The organism is Flavicella sediminum (assembly GCF_006381105.1).
Classification (GTDB): Bacteria; Bacteroidota; Bacteroidia; order Flavobacteriales; family Flavobacteriaceae; genus Flavicella; species Flavicella sediminum.
Genome location: NZ_VDET01000002.1, coordinates 1,580,949 through 1,598,947, shown reverse-complemented (window position 1 = coordinate 1,598,947; position 17,999 = coordinate 1,580,949). Strand labels below are relative to the sequence as shown.

At 34.8% G+C, this 17,999-nt stretch carries 14 protein-coding genes; 12 read left to right on the top strand and 2 right to left on the bottom strand.

The window, feature by feature from the left end:
- The first annotated feature begins 28 nt into the window (after positions 1-28).
- The 9 genes from FGM02_RS06695 to FGM02_RS06655 all read left to right on the top strand — a co-directional run bounded on the left by FGM02_RS06695 (position 29) and on the right by FGM02_RS06655 (position 8,041).
- On the top strand, positions 29-1,129 hold the full coding sequence (locus FGM02_RS06695; protein ID WP_139957529.1) for an ABC transporter permease: 1,101 nt from the start codon (positions 29-31) through the stop codon (positions 1,127-1,129).
- A gap of 98 nt (positions 1,130-1,227) precedes the next feature.
- Positions 1,228-2,085 carry an ABC transporter ATP-binding protein gene (locus FGM02_RS06690; protein ID WP_139957528.1) on the top strand — a complete coding sequence of 286 codons (858 nt, stop codon included), beginning with the start codon at positions 1,228-1,230 and terminating at the stop codon, positions 2,083-2,085.
- Between the two features lie 8 nt (positions 2,086-2,093).
- A complete protein-coding gene (locus FGM02_RS06685; protein ID WP_139957527.1) occupies positions 2,094-2,900 on the top strand; it encodes an ABC transporter ATP-binding protein in 807 nt (268 codons plus the stop codon).
- A gap of 138 nt (positions 2,901-3,038) precedes the next feature.
- Entirely contained in the window at positions 3,039-4,223 is a 1,185-nt protein-coding gene (locus tag FGM02_RS06680; protein WP_139957526.1) for an alginate export family protein, read from the top strand.
- Positions 4,224-4,472: 249 nt separating this feature from the next.
- Positions 4,473-4,958, top strand: coding sequence for a globin family protein (locus FGM02_RS06675; RefSeq protein WP_243739367.1), 486 nt, complete (start codon positions 4,473-4,475; stop codon positions 4,956-4,958).
- Between the two features lie 24 nt (positions 4,959-4,982).
- The gene (locus FGM02_RS06670; protein WP_139957525.1) at positions 4,983-5,789 is read left to right on the top strand and encodes a c-type heme family protein; all 807 of its coding nucleotides are present in this window, start codon (positions 4,983-4,985) and stop codon (positions 5,787-5,789) included.
- A 17-nt stretch (positions 5,790-5,806) separates the two neighbouring features.
- A complete protein-coding gene (locus tag FGM02_RS18180) occupies positions 5,807-6,286 on the top strand; it encodes a hypothetical protein (RefSeq protein ID WP_139957524.1) in 480 nt (159 codons plus the stop codon).
- 6 nt (positions 6,287-6,292) lie between these two features.
- The gene (locus tag FGM02_RS06660; RefSeq protein WP_139957523.1) at positions 6,293-7,321 is read left to right on the top strand and encodes a ferredoxin--NADP reductase; all 1,029 of its coding nucleotides are present in this window, start codon (positions 6,293-6,295) and stop codon (positions 7,319-7,321) included.
- Between the two features lie 3 nt (positions 7,322-7,324).
- Complete coding sequence (locus tag FGM02_RS06655) at positions 7,325-8,041, top strand: multiheme c-type cytochrome (RefSeq protein WP_139957522.1); 717 nt, start codon at positions 7,325-7,327, stop codon at positions 8,039-8,041.
- Between the two features lie 50 nt (positions 8,042-8,091).
- Here FGM02_RS06655 and FGM02_RS06650 read toward each other — a convergent pair whose 3' ends face one another.
- The gene (locus FGM02_RS06650) at positions 8,092-9,591 is read right to left on the bottom strand and encodes an MFS transporter (protein WP_139957521.1); all 1,500 of its coding nucleotides are present in this window, start codon (positions 9,589-9,591) and stop codon (positions 8,092-8,094) included.
- Between the two features lie 356 nt (positions 9,592-9,947).
- On the opposite strand from FGM02_RS06650, the gene FGM02_RS06645 reads away from it, so the two are divergent.
- The 3 genes from FGM02_RS06645 to FGM02_RS06635 all read left to right on the top strand — a co-directional run bounded on the left by FGM02_RS06645 (position 9,948) and on the right by FGM02_RS06635 (position 15,793).
- Positions 9,948-10,610 carry a response regulator transcription factor gene (locus tag FGM02_RS06645; RefSeq protein WP_139957520.1) on the top strand — a complete coding sequence of 221 codons (663 nt, stop codon included), beginning with the start codon at positions 9,948-9,950 and terminating at the stop codon, positions 10,608-10,610.
- A gap of 201 nt (positions 10,611-10,811) precedes the next feature.
- A complete protein-coding gene (locus FGM02_RS06640) occupies positions 10,812-14,342 on the top strand; it encodes a nitrate reductase (RefSeq protein ID WP_139957519.1) in 3,531 nt (1,176 codons plus the stop codon).
- A 20-nt stretch (positions 14,343-14,362) separates the two neighbouring features.
- Positions 14,363-15,793 (top strand): rubredoxin, encoded by a 1,431-nt coding sequence (locus FGM02_RS06635; RefSeq protein ID WP_139957518.1) that lies wholly within the window; start codon positions 14,363-14,365, stop codon positions 15,791-15,793.
- A gap of 63 nt (positions 15,794-15,856) precedes the next feature.
- Here FGM02_RS06635 and FGM02_RS06630 read toward each other — a convergent pair whose 3' ends face one another.
- Positions 15,857-17,944: a beta-N-acetylhexosaminidase gene (locus FGM02_RS06630; protein WP_243739366.1), complete on the bottom strand. Its 2,088-nt coding sequence runs from the start codon at positions 17,942-17,944 to the stop codon at positions 15,857-15,859.
- Between the last annotated feature and the right edge of the window lie 55 nt (positions 17,945-17,999).

The following is a 17,999-nucleotide window of genomic DNA, read 5'->3' as shown; positions in this document are numbered from 1 at the left end:
CATATTCAATAAATTAAACGACAACAAAATGAAAGATTCTATCATAAAAGTACTGCGATTTATAGGTCTTGGTTTTTTTGAACCAGTAGTGCGCTTGGCAAATGGAGAAGATTCCAAAAAAAACACCATTGAAATCCTAAAAAAAATAGTAGCCCCTTTAGCCTCTATTCTTTTATTTATAGGTGTTTGGTACACAGGTGCTAAATCACTTTACAATACGGAAGCAAATTATAAAATTGAAAAAACATTAAAAGATCAAGGGCAAGCTGAAGCCGACAAAGTAAAAGCTTGTATCGAATCTGGAGATCCTTCTTGCCAACCAAACACATTACCTTCTCCTGCTCAAGTATGGGCTTCCTACAAAGTTTTATTAGCCGATCATAAAGTGATTAGCGCCGATAAAGAAGCTTTCAAAGAAAAAACTGCAGCCTTAAACGAAAAAAGGATTGCGCAAGGAAAAGATCCTATTACGTATACGGGTAGACCGTCATTTGTTGATCAAATAAAAACAAGTATCAAAACTGTATTTGCTGGTTTTTTACTAGCCTTATTAATTGCCACGCCTATTGGAATTATTATTGGTTTAAGCGAAACCTTAAGAACTTCCTTTAACTGGCTTATCCAAATACTAAAACCCGTATCCCCTGTGGTTTGGTTGTTATTAGTATTTATGATTGTAAAAACGTTGACCAAAGATTCTACTGGCGACACCTCATTTGTTATTTCATTTATTAGTGTTGGACTATGTTCTATGTGGGCAACATTAGTCAACACCGCCATGGGAGTTTCTACGGTAGATAAAGATTATTTAAATGTTGCCAAAGTTTTAAAATTGGGAACATTCCAAAAAATATTCAAAGTGATTTTACCAGCTTCTTTGCCCTTAATTTTTACAGGATTAAGAATTACACTTTCTGTAGCATGGATGGTATTAATTGCCATTGAATTATTAGCACAAAGTCCTGGTTTAGGTTCTTTTGTTTGGGAAGAATTTCAAAATGGAGCCATGGATTCTAATTCAAAAATTATTGTAGCCATGTTCGTCATCGGAATCATTGGATTCTTATTAGACAGAATTATGCTAACCATTCAAAAGTTTATTTCATTTGATAAAAATGAAGGAATCTAAATACTGTTGAATTGTTTAAAAGTTGAAGCTTGTAATTGAAAAAACACAAAGCAACAACAAATAAACACTTAAACGATTAAACATTTAAACAATACCAAATGGCTTACTTAGAACTTAACAACATCACAAAAACATATGGTAGTGGCGACAACACTACGGAAGTATTAAAAAACATCAATCTTCATATTGAAGAAGGAGAGTTTGTTGCCATAGTAGGCTTTACAGGTAGTGGTAAAACAACACTTGTAAACCTTATTAACGGTTTAGAAAAACCGACTTCAGGAGAAGTTCTTTTTAAAGGAAAACCCGTAGAAGATACCAGCCATGAACGCGGCGTTATTTTTCAAAATTATTCACTTTTACCTTGGTTAACCGTCTATCAAAATATTGAAATGGCTGTTAAAGAAGCCTATCCAAAAGAAACTAAAAAATTCATTGATGAACGTATCAAGGAATATGTTGAAATGGTAAGTCTTTCACACGCCATCAACAAAAGACCAAAAGAATTATCAGGAGGAATGAGACAGAGAGTTTCTGTTGCCAGAGCCTTAGCCATGGATCCTGAAATGATTATTATGGACGAACCTTTAGGTGCTTTAGATGCCCTAACTAGAGGAAACCTTCAGGATGAAATTTTAAACATTTGGAATAAAAACAAGCGTACTGCTCTTTTAATTACCAACGATGTTGATGAAGGAATTTATATGGCTGACAGAATTATTCCTTTACGCCCCGGCCCTAATGCAACACTTGGCCCTGAATTTAAAATCAACCTAGACAGACCAAGAGATAAAACCGCCTTGAATGACAATCCAGAGTTTAAAAAAACCAGAAATGCCATTATTGAATACCTTATGGAAATTGGAAATGAACGTTCTGCCAATTCAGAAATAAATTACGAACTACCCGATTTACAACCAAAAGATTTGAGATGGGAATTTAACGCCCCTAAATAACGACTTCTATGGAAACAAAAACAATACTTCAGGAAAAATTTGCACCTGCAGATGTCATGCTAGATTTGCAAAAATTAAAAAAAGTGTACCCAACACCTAAGGGAGATTATGTCGTTTTGGAAGACTTAAACCTACAGGTAAAAAAGGAAGAATTCATTACCATCATCGGCCATTCGGGTTGTGGTAAAACAACCATGCTTTCCATGATAGCTGGTTTGAATGAAATTTCTGGCGGAAAAATTTCTGTCCTAGGATCATCCATTAAAGGACCTGGACCAGATAGAGGTGTTATTTTTCAGGCACCCAGTTTAATGCCTTGGATGACTGCCATGGAAAATGTTATGCTAGGCGTAAAAAAAGTATTTCCACACGGAACTAAAAAAGAAAAAGAAGACATCTGTAAATACTACTTAAGCAAAGTTGGTTTGGATGGATCCTTCGACAAAAGAGCTTCCGAATTATCACAAGGAATGCAACAAAGAGTTGGAATTGCCAGAGCCTTCGCCATAAAACCCAAAGTATTATTACTGGATGAACCTTTTGGAATGTTAGATTCTTTAACAAGAGGCGAACTGCAAGATGTACTTATTGAAATTTGGAACAAAGAAAAAATTACCGCTGTCATGATTACCCATGATGTTGACGAAGCTATTTTTCTTTCCGACAGAGTCGTTATGATGACAAGTGGCCCCAAAGCAAAAATAGGAGATATTCTTCCTATTGAATTTGAAAGACCTAGATCTAGAAAAGCAGTATTGGCACATGATGACTATTACAACTACAGAAAACATTTGATAGATTTCTTAGAACATTAACCTGTGAAAAATGGCTTTAGAACTGAGATAAAAAGACGTTAAAACCTGTTATTTATCATGTTCTATCCTTTGAATAGCCTATACATTTGTCATATCAAAAAACATAAAAACAATTTATTAAATTTAAAATAATACCAAATGAAAATCAAAAATCTACTATTCGGAATCTTACTTTTGGCCTCAACAGGAATGATGGCACAATTTTCTTTAAGTGGTGAATTTAGACCAAGAACAGAGTGGTTTGGCCACGGACAATCTGCAACTGCTGCAACAGGAACTCAAGGATATCTTTCAACCAGCGTAAGAGCAGCCCTAAAAGGAACCTATACTACAGAAAGCTACACTTTATTTACAAGTTTTCAAGAAGTTTTTAAATTTGGAGATCGCCCTCAAATAAGTCCAGCAGGGAACGGAAACCTTAGAGTTCAAGAGGCTTGGGCAGATGTAAAACTAAACGAAACTTTAAGCTTTAAAATTGGTCGTCAACCACTTTCTTATGATGATCAACGTATACTAGGTGGACTTGGATGGGCACAACAAGCAAGAACACACGACGCAGGTGTTTTCAAATACAAAAATGAAGGATACTCTTTAGACTTAGGTTTTGCTTTAAACACACCTACCAGTGCAATTTACAATACAGCAGCATTATTTTCTTATAGAGAAATGGCTTTTGCTAGAGCGAACAAAAAATACGACAATTTAAACATTAGTGCATTGGTACTATCAAACACATACCAAAACGGAACGGAAGATAAATCTACTTTATTAACCGCAGGTTTGCATGCTGACTATACTGCTGATGCTTTAACGTTTACTGCGAATGCTTTCCTTCAAGATGGTTATAGAGTTGGTGACACACCTGTTGAAAATGCGTACTTAGCCAGTTTATTGGCAAAATACAAAGCAACTGACAAAACAAGTTTTGGACTTGGATATGAAATCATTTCAGGAAAAACAGACGATTCTGCAGCTTTCTTCCCTTTGTACGGAACCAACCATGCATTCAACGGTTTGATGGATCGTTTTTATGTAGGAAACCATGCGAACAATGGTGGTTTAAAAGATCTTCAATTATCTGCTTCAACTAAAATAGCAGGAATGGCGGTAACACTTACAGGACATTTATTCTCAGAACAAGAAGACCTTGATGGACTTGGAGACGACCTTGGTAGCGAATTGGATTTAGTAGTTGCAAAAGCCTACAAAGACTTTAAACTTGTAGGAGGTTATTCTCAATTCTTTGAACCTTCTGGAGTATCAGGAAAAGACACACAAAACTGGGCGTGGTTGATGCTTATCATCTCTCCAAAATTTTTGTAAATAACCACAAGAAATCAAACTAACTAAAACTGCCTTCGGGCAGTTTTTTTTTGCTCTTAACTGAAAAAAAAAGACATACAAAGAAACTGACAAATTCCATCTTTTTAATTCGCATTTGTCGGAATATAAATGTCAAAAAAAGGGATTCTAAATTGTTGCATCCCATAAAAAAATTCCTTCATTCACCCTAATTTTACTAGTATAAAACAACACAAACAAGAATCCATTTAACTTTAAAAAAGCAATAGTATGTTCACATTTTTCAAAAATTTACTCGCCAAACCAGCACCAAAAACTCCAGTAAAAGAAGAAAGTCCAATTGATAAAAACACCATCAAACTGGTACAAGAATCTTTTGAAAAAGTAAAACCAATTGCCGCTACAGCCGCAGAAATATTTTACACAAAACTCTTTGAACTAGACCCTAAATTAAAACCACTATTCCCAACCAAAAAAAAGGGAGCCATGGCAGATCAAGGAAACAAATTGATGACCATGTTAGGAGGTGCTGTTGCGGGATTAACAGCTTTAGATAAATTAATCCCAGTATTGGAAGATTTAGGTAGAAGACATGTCGCTTATCGCGTTGAAAAAGCTCATTACGACACCGTTGGATCAGCATTACTACAAACACTTGAAGCCGGCCTGGCCGAAGAATTTACACCCGAAGTAAAACAAGCTTGGACAACCGTATATACTGTAATGGCTGGAGTTATGATTAAAGCCGCGTATTAACAAAAACCCTATAAATTATTCCTTATGAAATTTTTAAAAAACCTAACTACAACTTTATTTATTCTTTTATTAGCCGCCTGCGGTGGAGTTCCAGAAAAAAAAGAAAGTACAAGCACTGAAGAAATGAAATTTTCAGTTGCACAAGTCTTAGAAGTTGTTTCTAAAGAAAATGATATTACCCGAACCTTGTATACAAAAGCAATTGTAGGCGCTGGTAAAAAACAGGGCTTAAAATTTGATGAAGACTGGCAAAAAGAAGACGTTGAAGCAGGACCGCTACCCGCCCTTTTTTTAAGAGGTATTGCCAACGATATTAGAAAAAGCGAAACCCCTCTAGGCTTGTATTTAGGATCTGATTTCCCCATCAACAAAGCCAATAAATTTGAAGGAAAACAAGCGGAATTATTTACCAAAATTAAATCAGACAGAAAACCACAACACTTTTACGACGAAAATCAAAAAGTTTACACAGCCATGTTTGCCGATGTAGCAGGAGCAGCCGCATGTGTTTCTTGCCACAACAAACACGAACAAACAACAAAAACGGATTGGAAATTAGGCGATGTTATGGGAGCAACAACTTGGCAATACCCCGCCGACTCCTTAAGCTACGCTACAACTATGGAAATTTTAAAAGCTTATAGAAATGGTACCAAGGCCGTTTACGAAGACTATTTAAAAGAAATTGCTGCCTTTAAAACAAGCGAAAAACCTGAAATTGGAGATAAATGGCCTTCAGCAGGAGGACTGTATTTACCTACACCTGAAGTCTTTTTAGACTCTGTTACAGAACTAGCTTCTTATGAAACAATGACCGTATTATTGAAATAACAAAAAACAAGTTCCAATTGAAAAACAACTACACCATAACAACTATAGGCCTAGTGCTATTTCTTAGCTATCTTTTGCAGGAAACATTTCTATTAAAATGGAACTTCTTAGAAAACCTGCAAGTCCAAGAAAATTACAAAAGATGGTCAGGACTAGTATTAGGCCTATTTATCCTATTTCAATGGTTGCTAACTTTTAGCAGAATCATTCCTAAATTTAGAGCAAAATCAGTTTCCATAAATAACTTACACAAATGGATAGGAGTTTTTAGCCCCATACTTTTATATGCACACAGTACTAAATTCGGATTTGGTTACCTTGTCATTTTCTCTTATTTATTTTTAATAAATATGCTTATTGGCACCCTCAACCTAGACGTGCTAAAATCAACAAAATCGTGGTTATTTAAAGGTTGGATGATTACACATGTTGCTCTTTCCATGTGTATTACTCTATTCTTGAATTTTCATATTTACATCGTATTCTACTACAAATAAAACCGCATGAAATTAGCCATTACAAATATTAAAAAAGAAACAGAACAAGCTGTAACGGTCTCTTTTAAAAACAACCGTTTTTTCAATAAAATAAAATACAAACCTGGACAGTTTTTAACATTAAAAATCCCGATTAATGGCAGAATAGAAAGCAGAGCTTATTCATTCAGCAGCAACCCTTTTACTGTTAAAGAACTAAATATTACTGTAAAAAAAGTAGAAAACGGTCTTGTCTCAAATTATATAAATTCTGAATTAAAGGTTGGGCAAAAAATTGACGTTGAAAAACCAATGGGCAGCTTTTATATTGAACCTAGTAAAAATGCAAATCAACAATATATTTTGTTTGGAGCAGGTAGTGGTATAACGCCTGTTTATTCAATATTAACTTCTGTTTTAGACAAAGAACCCCTATCAAAAATTCTGCTTATTTATGCGAATCATGATATTGAAAACATCATATTTTTAAAGGAACTCCAAGACTTAGCAGAACAACATCCTGATCGATTTAGAGTAGAGCATATTTTAAGTCATAACACCCAGCCAAACTTTCATTCAGGATTTATAACAAAAAACTTGGTTGAGAAAATATTCAAAAAAAACAGCATTAATTTTACGAATCACAAATACATGATTTGTGGCCCAGCAGGTTACATGAAAAGTGTAAAAGAAATTTTAAAATCAAAATCTGTTCCACTTAACAATATTCAAACGGAAGCTTTTAAACCTGCCAAAATTAAAATTGACAGAAAAAATTTAATTAGTCAGGTTCAAATCAAACACAAGGGTGCCACACATAAATTGCAAGTGCCAGGTAACAGAACCATTTTGCAGCAAGCCATGGAAAATAATATTGTATTACCCTACTCTTGTAGATCTGGAATGTGCAGTACCTGCAAAGCCCAATGCACCGATGGAGAAATAATCCTAGCAAAAGGCCATTTACTTCCCGATGACGAGGTTGCCAATGGAACGGTATTGACTTGCATTTCTTATCCTAAAAGTGAACAAATAACAATAGAAATACCCAACTAATTTATGAACTTCGAAATAAACCCATTACGTTTTAGGCAATTTATCGGAATTTGTATTGGTCTTATTTTAGGCCTGCTATTAGTGGTTGTCTTTGGTCAAAAATCAAATGAAAAATATGTAAGTATAGGCCCTATGAATGTTGGTCATGAAGAATTTTCATGCAATACATGTCATGCTGATGCCACAGGTAATTTATGGCAACAACTTCAATCAAACCTGCAATACAGCATCGGTTTGAGAGAGAATTCTGTGGAGTTTGGAACTATAGATGTAAAAACAAAAAAATGTTTAGTCTGTCATGATAGGGACAACGACCGACACCCCACCCATAGATTTTTAGAACCAAAATTTAGAGATGCCGTAAAGAAAATCAATACTGCTAATTGCAACACTTGCCACTCTGAACACAACGCTAAAAGATTGACTTTAAAAAAAGTGGATTACTGTATGCATTGCCATGAAGACCTAAGTGTTAAAAATGACCCCTTAGATATTTCACATACAGATTTGATTAAAAACAAAGAATGGAGTACTTGTTTGCAATGCCACGACTTCCACGGAAATCATGAATACAAAGTACCTACAAAACTGAAAGACACCATTACTTACAAAACCCTAAGAGCGTATTTTGATGGTGGCAAAGATCCTTTTAGTCCTAAGAAAAAATTTATTGCTTTATCCGAAAAAGAATGGATTAAAAAATATATCGACAACAAATAAAAAAACCGAAGCCATAACGCTTCGGTTTCATTTTATATATTTTAAGTAAACTAAGCACCCTCTCTTTCAAAATTCTTAGCCAATTTTGGCGCTTCCGTATTCATCATTTTCTGAATAACATTGTGCATCCAAGCCAAACAAATAATTCCTAAGAAAAACATAAGCAACCAACTACTAGACCACAAACCTGTTCCTTGCAGTAAGTATCCAAAAAGAATAGGACAAATAAAACCACCCAATCCACCAAGCACACCCACCATTCCTCCTACAACTCCAACTTCATTTGGAAAATAATCAGGTATATGTTTGTACACAGCAGCTTTTCCAATCCCCCAAATAGAACCTATAAGCACAGAAAGAATTGCGAAAATCCAAATATTTGCTTGGAAGAAAATATGAGTATTCCCTTTGATAATTAATTCTTTCTTTTGAACCTTACTACCTACTTTTACTGTTGCTTCTTGCCAAACTTCCTTTACAGGAAACAAACGAAACTCTGAAACAGACTCTTTAAATTTTGCGTTTTTTTGTTGAATTGCATATTCCTTATCACCTACTTTCACATACGAATTCGTTACTTCGGTTACAATTCCTGACGCTTTCGCAACAACACCTTTTCCATCGGCATAAATATCCATTTTCGGTATTACCAACATAACACTAATAAGCACCGTTGCTCCTAACACCCAATACATCACTTTTCTTGCACCCCATTTGTCAGACATCCAACCTCCTACGGCTCTAATTAAACCAGAAGGCAATGAGAAACAGGAAGCTAATATTCCTGCAGTTACCAAATCTAAATGATAAACATTGGTATAATACGGAACCAGCCAACCTGCAAACGCTACAAAACAGCCAAAAACTAAGAAATAATACAAACCAAACCTCCACACTCTAATATTTTTCAAAGGAGCTAATTGGCCTTTCAATGTTTTCTTAGCCGCCTCTGTTTTTTTATTTTCAGTCAATAAAAAAAACAACACCGCTATGACTATAAGTACGCCAGCATAAATTCGTGGCATACTTCTCCATCCCTCTAAATTTGTTTTATCATCGGTTAAAAAAGACAATAATTTAGGACCTACCAAAGTAGTTATGGCAGCTCCAGCATTTCCTGCTCCAAAAATTCCCAAAGCCGTTCCTTGTTTTTCTTTAGGAAACCAAACCGAAGTATAGGCAATCCCAACAGCAAAACTAGTCCCAGCCAAACCAAAACCTAAACTACAAAAGGCATACCCCCAAAAACTATCTACATACGACAAGGCTATTAAAGGCACAGCACACAACAATAACAAAACTGTGAAAACCGGTTTTCCACCATATTTATCAGTTAAAATTCCTGCAGGCAATCTAAAAAGAGCACCTGTTAAAATTGGAATCCCCATCAGCCAACCAATTTCTATGGAAGTCCAGTCGTATACTTGATTGTCTACTAAAAAAGTTACCAATACAGCATTTATCAACCAAACTGCAAAACAGATCGTAAACGCAAACGTATTTATAAAAAGTGTTTTATTCGCTTTTTTCAAATTTAAATCAGCTCTCATAACCAAAATCTATTTTTATCTAAGCCACAAACATACGTAATATTCAAATATTACTAAGTATTTATACGTAACTATTTTAATGTTTCAATAAAAAACCCTGTCAACCCTCTATAAACAACATGATTTTAAACAGTAAAACTATTGGTAAAAAAACATAATAAAAAATCATAAAACCAGGGTTACTTCCAACACAAAACCACAACTTAAAGCCTGTAAAACTCAATAAAAACGACTGCAAATACAGAATTAACTTCCCTGAATAATAAAGGCAATCAACACTACTTAAATTAATTACGTATAATATTTTAAATTATCCACAACTTCTTATATATTTGTAGAAAATAAAATAGTTGAAATTGGAAGAAACAATCAGAATTATATTAGCGGACGATCATTTATTAGTAAGAAATGGAATCAAATCTTTGTTAGAAGCAGAGTCGACTCTTGATGTTATTGGTGAAGCCTCTAATGGTAAGGAAGCATTGGAACTAGCCAAAGAAACAAACCCAGATATTTTAATTATTGACGTTCGTATGCCAATAATGGATGGTATTGAAGCCGTAGGTTATTTAAGCGACTATGCTCCTAACACCAAAGCCATTGTGCTTTCTATGCATGATTCTGAAGAATACATCTTAAAATCTATCAAAGCTGGAGCTAGTGGTTATTTACTAAAAGATACGGGTAGAGAAGAGTTTTTAAAAGCCATCAACACCATTTATAAAGGAGGTAAATATTTTAGTGGAGACATCTCTAATGTTATTGTATCTAACTACCTGCAAAACACTTCTAACGCAGCAAAAGTAAGCAACGCGCCTAAAAACGCACATGGCTTAACTAAAAAAGAGATAGAAATTTTATCATTGATTTTATCTGGCATGACCAACACGGAAATATCAGACAACTTAGGGAAAAGTAAGCGTACTATTGAAACGCATCGATTTAACTTAATGAAAAAAATGAACGTTAAAAACCTAATTGAGCTGTCTTCAAAAGCTAAAGAATTAGGATTTTCTTAATTATCCTCTGTTTTTTCCTGCGAAATAGCAATATTAGAGCACGTTTAAAAAAATACACATAAAAATTACGTAACAAACTACGTAAACCTACGTAATTAACTATCTTTGTCATGTAAGTTTGTGCGTACTACTATTCTATTATAGCTAACGAATAGCAGGACAAACAAGCACTAAAATTAAACAGAGAAAAATTAGACACTTATGTCCATATTGAAATCCTATAAAACAACTTGTTCTTATTGCGGTGTTGGCTGTGGTATTATTGTAGACAAACATCACAACGGTACGCTAAAAGTAAAAGGAGATGCTGATCATCCTACCAACAAAGGTATGCTTTGTTCAAAAGGAATGAACTTACATTACGTTGCGCAAGACACGACTGATAGAATTTTACACCCTGAAATGAGATGGAGTAAAAACCATCCTATGAAAAAAGTTAGTTGGGATACAGCTTTAGACAGAGCAGCTGCGGTTTTTAAAAGCATCATAAAAAAACATGGACCTGATAGTGTTGGATTTTATGTTTCAGGACAGTGCCTTACCGAAGAATACTACCTAGTTAACAAACTAACCAAAGGATTTATAGGGACAAATAATATAGATACAAACTCAAGGCTTTGTATGAGTTCTGCAGTAGTTGGTTATAAAAAAGCTATTGGAGATGATAATGTACCCATTGCTTATGACGATATTGAATTAGCAGATACTTTTTTAATTACAGGTGCCAATCCTGCTTGGTGTCACCCTATACTTTTTAGAAGACTAGAAAAGCACAAAGAAGAAAACCCAAATACAAAAATTATAATTGTAGATCCTCGAAAAACACAATCTTGTGCTATTGCCGATTTACATTTACAAATAATACCAGGTACGGATGTTGTTTTACACAACGCCATTGCCAAAAGATTGATCGATAAAAATAAAGTCGACACCAAATTTATTAAAGAAAGCACCAATAATTTTGAAGCTTTAAAAAAACTTGTCTCGGAAACTTCTTTATCGGCTGCCGCAAAAATTTGTGGAATTACCGCTGCCGAAATTAAACTGGCAGCTCAGTATATTGGAGATGCCAAAGGTTTTATTAGTATGTGGACTATGGGTCTAAACCAAAGTGTTATTGGGGTAGACAAAAATGTTTCGCTTCTAAATATTTCACTTTTAACAGGACACATTGGAAAACCGGGGTCTGGTCCCTTTTCATTAACAGGTCAACCGAATGCCATGGGCGGACGTGAAGTTGGAGGAATGGCCAATTTATTAGCGGCACATAAAAATTTAGCAGACCCAAAGGACAGAAAAGAAGTGTCAGACTTCTGGGGGTCAGGAGAAATTTCTCCAAATCCTGGTTATACAGCTACAGAAATGTTTGATGCTTTAGATAGTGGAAAACTAAAAGCTATTTGGATTATTTGCACCAACCCTGTTGTTAGTCTACCAGATTCAAATAAAATTGAACGAGCACTTAAAAAAGCAAACTTTGTCGTAGTTCAAGATATTTCTCACAACTCTGAAACTGTAGAATTTGCCGATTTGGTATTGCCTGCCGCAGGATGGTTAGAAAAAGAAGGAACCATGACCAACTCTGAAAGAAGAGTGAGTTATTTGCCTAAAGGAATAGAAGCCCCAGGTGAAGCTTTACCAGATGCAGAAATTTTATGGAAATTTGCACAAAAAATGGATTTTCCTGGCTTTAATTATAAGAATGTAAGTGAAGTTTACGACGAACATTGTTTGTTGACAAAAGGTACTAAAATTGATGTATCAGGTCTATCACACGAAAGACTTATCACAGAAGGAACCATGCAATGGCCAGTTCCTCACAACAAACATAAAGGAACAGCACGCTTATACACCGATCATAAATTTGATACGGCCAATGGAAAAGCAGCCTTTAACATCCCCACAAGCACCAAAAATTTATCAGAGCAAACTTCACCTGAATTTCCTTTGATTTTAAACACGGGTAGAATTAGAGATCAATGGCATACAAGAACCAAAACAGGAAAAGTTCAACGTTTGCTTACGCACATTGAAGGACCTTATGTTGAAATGAATGGTGTGGATGCTTTCAAAAGAAATTTAAAAGAAGGAGATGTAGTGGTCATTAACAACCCTAGAGGAGAAGTTCGTGTTCCGGTAAAAATTAATTACGACATACGTTCTGGAGTTGTTTTTATGCCAATGCATTTTGGAAAAATATTAAACAGTGATTATGGTAGAGCAAATAACTTAACCAATACCTTAATTGACCCAGTTTCTAAAGAACCTGATTTCAAATACGCAGCAGTTGAAATAACCAAATACAAAAAAGAAGTTCAAAAAATATGTGTTATTGGTGGTGGTGCAGCCGCTTACCGATTTGTACAAACCTATAGAGAAAATAATGAAACCGACAGTATTGAAGTCTTTTCATTAGAAGAAACTCCTTTTTACAATCGCGTATTATTACCTGAATATGTCAATGAAGAATTGACCTGGGAGCAGCTTCAAAAAATAAAAAAAGGAGAACTTGACAAATTAAAAGTAAAGCTACATGCCAGTGTATCTATTACCGCTATCAACCGAATAGACAAAACAATTACCGATAGCAATGGCGAGGTACACAGTTATGATATTGTTATTATGGCCACAGGAAGTAGAGCCTTTATACCTAGTGATGCACAACTAGATTTACCTGGCAGATTTACCATGCGTAACAAAGCAGATGCCGATGGTTTAAAAGATTATTTGGACGGTACAGGACTTCCACATGAAGAACAACATGTTGTTATTGTTGGTGGAGGATTGCTAGGATTGGAACTTGCTGCCGCACTAAACAAAAGAAAAGTCAATATAACAATTATTCAACGCGCTTCTAGATTAATGGAACGTCAGTTGGACAGAGTTGCTAGTAGATTGCTGGCCCAAGATGTGCATGAAAGAGGCATTCAAATTTATTTTGATAATGAGGTAAATACCGTATTTGACGATAGTGAAATCAATAATTTATCCATCAACTTAAAAACAGGAAAAACACTAAATGCAAATGCCATTGTTTATGCTATTGGAACCATTCCGAATATTGAATTGGCAAGGGCCTCTAAATTAAAAACACAAAGAGGGGTGATTGTAAATGAATATTTACAAACTAGTGATCCTACTGTTTTTGCTATGGGTGAAATTGCAGAATTCAACAATTTCTTATTTGGAATTACCTCAGCAGCAGAACAGCAAGCTGATATTGCTGCCAAATTTATTTTAGGGGATTTAAGTAGTCATTACAAAGGATCTGTTTTAATGAATATTTTAAAATTTGAAGATTTAGATTTATGCAGTATCGGAAACATTGAATATCCTGACAATGATCCTTCTTATGAAGAAATCTTATTAATGGATGTCAGCAAGCGTTTTTACAAAAAATGCATCGTAAAAGATGATAAGTTGGTAGGCGCTGTAATGATGGGAGATAAAAGTGAATTTGCCGAATTCAAAAGTCTTATTGAAGACCGTACAGAATTATCAGACAAACGAGAAGAACTTTTACGTGGACAAAGCAATGCCGTTCCTGTTATAGGAAAACTAATTTGCTCTTGTAGTCAGGTTGGAGAGGGCAACTTAATTGAAGCCGTTAAAGGTGGCTGCACCGAATTTACTGCCTTGTGTAAAAGCACAGGTGCCGGATTGGGTTGCGGAAGTTGTAAGCCCGAAGTAAGAGATATTTTACTAGAACAAACACAAAAACAATTGGCCTAGGTCAGCAAAAAGATACAATCATGATCAACGATTTAAAACGTATTTTCATAAAAGGAGGGGTATTGTCACCAGGAGAATTAAAACAAATTATTCGCTTGGCAGAAACCTTAGGACTCAAAGAAATTCTCTTTGGTTCTAGACAAGATATCATCTTACCTTTCCAAGAATCTGATAGAGAAATATTAAAACAATTTCCAGATTTAACCATGGATATTGTTACCGAAAGAGCTTATCAAAATATTGTTTGTTCTTATGTTTCTTCTGACATTTATAAAAACACACCTTGGCTAAATGGGGTAAAGTATTTGTACATATTGGAAGACTTTAAGCATTTGCCTAAATTAAAAATAAACATTACCGATCCGCTTCAACAATTGGTACCTTTATTTAGTGGGCATTTAAACTTCATCGCTTCTTCACATGAAGATTATTGGTATTTAAATTTAAAACTTCCTCATTGGGAAGAATCTGTTTACTATCCTGTTTTGATTTTCAGTTATGACATTGCCAAAATTTCAAAAGAAATTGAAGAAATTGGTTCTGATGCAGACGATGCTGAAGAATTGTTCGACCTAATTAACGACAGAATAGAAACCAACAATAGAACTATTGAAAAAGAATTGAAAGTTACCTATGAGCCCTTTCCGTATTATGAGGGAATGAATAAAATTGGAATGAACCGCTATTGGCTGGGCTTGTACTGGAGAAATAACAGATACGACATTAGTTTTTTAAAGGATTTTTCTGAATTTTGTCTGAATCATAGAGTAGGTAAAATTTGTATTACACCTTGGAAATCATTTATTGTCAAAGGAATTTACAAAGAAGATAAATTAACCCTTGAAAAATTCTTAGGGAAAAAAGGGATCAATGTTCGTCACTCATCTTTAGAATTAAATTGGCATATTCCCGTAGGAGACAGCGATGCCTTAAATTTAAAGGAATTTATTGTTAAAAGTTTTGATCAAAATGATATTAGTACCTACGGTATGACTTTTGGTATTAGCAATCAAGGTGAAAACAAAACCTATTTTACAACGGCTATGGTTGAAAAAAATAGAACACCCGACATTGTTAAAAACTTTCAAGTCAGACCCACATTTAACGTGCTTTATTCAAAAAACTTCGATCCAAACACTCAAGAATATATTGCCTACGCACAGGATGTTGATAAAATCGAATTGCCTGGACTGCTCATGGAATTGAGTCAAATGTATTTTGACCAGCTAGGAGAAGTGACAGAAAGTAAAGAATCGAAAAAAACGAAAAAAGAAGCACCCGTACTTTCTGACGTGTACCAATGCTCAGAATGCATGACTATTTACGACAGTGCTTTTGGAGATGAGCAAGCCAGCATTCCTCCTAACACTTCATTTGAAAACTTACCAGACGATTACACTTGTAGCGTATGTGAAGCCACCAAAGAAAACTATAAAAAAGCAATTGCCTAATTTATAGAAACTAAAAAAACCAACAATAGCTGTTGGTTTTTTTTAGTTTAACAAATACTTAAGCTAGTCTTTTCTTAAAACAGAATGCTGTAAAGAACTTCCAAATTTCTTTGCTAAAAAGCTCGTAAAATCTTTCAAATCATCATAAACAGCCAACTCTACATCTAAATTTGAATGCTTTAGCTGTTTTAATAAATCTTCCAAAATTTGTAGCTGTTCTTTTGAAATATTTTTCGATTCTATTATTTTTTTATACATTTTTGCCGTACTCGACAATTGCTTATAAAAAGGGGCTATATCTTTTAACAACGGACTTTGATCTAGTTTAGAAAAATTATCTTGACTCTCAATCCAAAGCTCAAAAAAGGACAGTACCTCAATTTCTGTAGTCTTGTTTATTTCTTTTTTATACGCTTCTACAGCTTTTCTAAAAGCGAAACTTTGTGGCGCATCTACCGTACAGGCATCGGCAAATAATGTAAACGGCGAATAACTTTGATACTCTACACCTCCTTTATTTCTTGAATAAATTTTTAAAGGCTCACAAATTTCAGTCAAAGTTACCAAAGAGCTTACTTTCTGATTGCTTGTCAGATTTCTTAGTATTACATCTCTATTTCTAATATGTGTAATACCCAGCTCTTCCAATTGAAAACTTAATTTCCCCAAACGTTCGCGCATACTTTCCAAATCTACCACCTCACTAGACGACCAAAATCTTTCTGCAATTGCCCCTGTCCTTGGCCACAAACGAGAATCCAAATTTAAAGAGGTTGCCAACTCACTCCACATCGTGGCTTCGCCCCCAAGAATTCTTTTCTTTTCTTCCAATGTCAACGAGTTATTCTTCGGAATTGGGTCCACCAAATAATGCGAATTAACCGATTGCATCAAATCGATATAATACCCATTAGACAATATGGTGTTGTAGCCATTTTTCGCCGCTTTCATCAAAGAACTTCCTGCCTCCACTCCTTCATTTATTCCTTTCCATGAATGAATCAAAGCTGTTGTAGGCATTTTATCTGTCATTATCTCTTCCCATCCCATGACCAATTTCCCATACTTGGCTAAAATTTCTTCCAAACGAATATTAAAATAAGTCTGTAAATCGTGATTGGTTTTTAAAAATTTCTCCTTTTTAAATTTTTGAATATTCTTATTTTCATCCCAATGTTTTCCTTCATTTTCATCACCACCTATATGTACATATTTATCTGGAAACAAAGCAGACAACTCTTTAAAGACAGCTGCTAAAATTTTATAGGTTTTTTCATTGGTCGGATCTAAAGTTGGATCAAAAACCCCTGAATTCCTTTCAATTTCATAGAGCATCTCCTTACTTCCTATTTCAGGATAAGCTGTTAAAATAGCTGTGGCATGACCAGGAACATCAATCTCAGGAATCACTCGAATACCTCTGTCATTTGCAAACTGAACTACTTCTTTTATCTGCTCTTGCGAATAGTACAAACCGTCAGAACCCAATTCATGAAGCTTCGGATAGGATTTTATTTCAACCCGAAACCCCTGATCATCCGTTAAGTGCCAATGAAAAACATTCAACTTTACGGCTGCCATGGCTTCTAAATTTCTTTTTAACACATCCACTGGCTGAAAGTGACGGGCCACATCAATCATCAAACCTCTCCAAGTAAATCTTGGGAAATCATTAATTTTAACACCTTCAAAATAATAGAATTCTTCATTGTTTGATACCAGCTGTAACAAAGTCTCTAGCCCGTAAATTACTCCAATATCTGTTGTTGCTTTTAAAGAAATTACATTTTCACCAACATTCAAAACATAGGATTCATCTTGATGTATCCCCAACTCTCCAATGCGATCATAAGAAATGTTTAAAGAAAAGTTTGAAGAATTTGATTTATAATTCGCAAACCCTTGTTCAAAAAATACGCCTGTCCGTCCGCTCAACCTTCTTAAAAACTGAGTTGTCGCCAAATTTATTCGTCTACTTGAATTATCAGAAATAACAATTGAAAAATTTTTGTCTATCTTATAATGCTCGTCTGTAGCTACTACTCTTTGAGGCCAAGGCATTAAACTTAAGTCTTTTGTATTCTGAGCAAATGTGTGCATCTGAATGACAAAAAACAGTACTACAAATTTTATATCTATATTAATTTTCATCTTATTCTTTTTTTTCTCGCACATTGAACTCTTTTATTTCCTAATTCAACCGTTA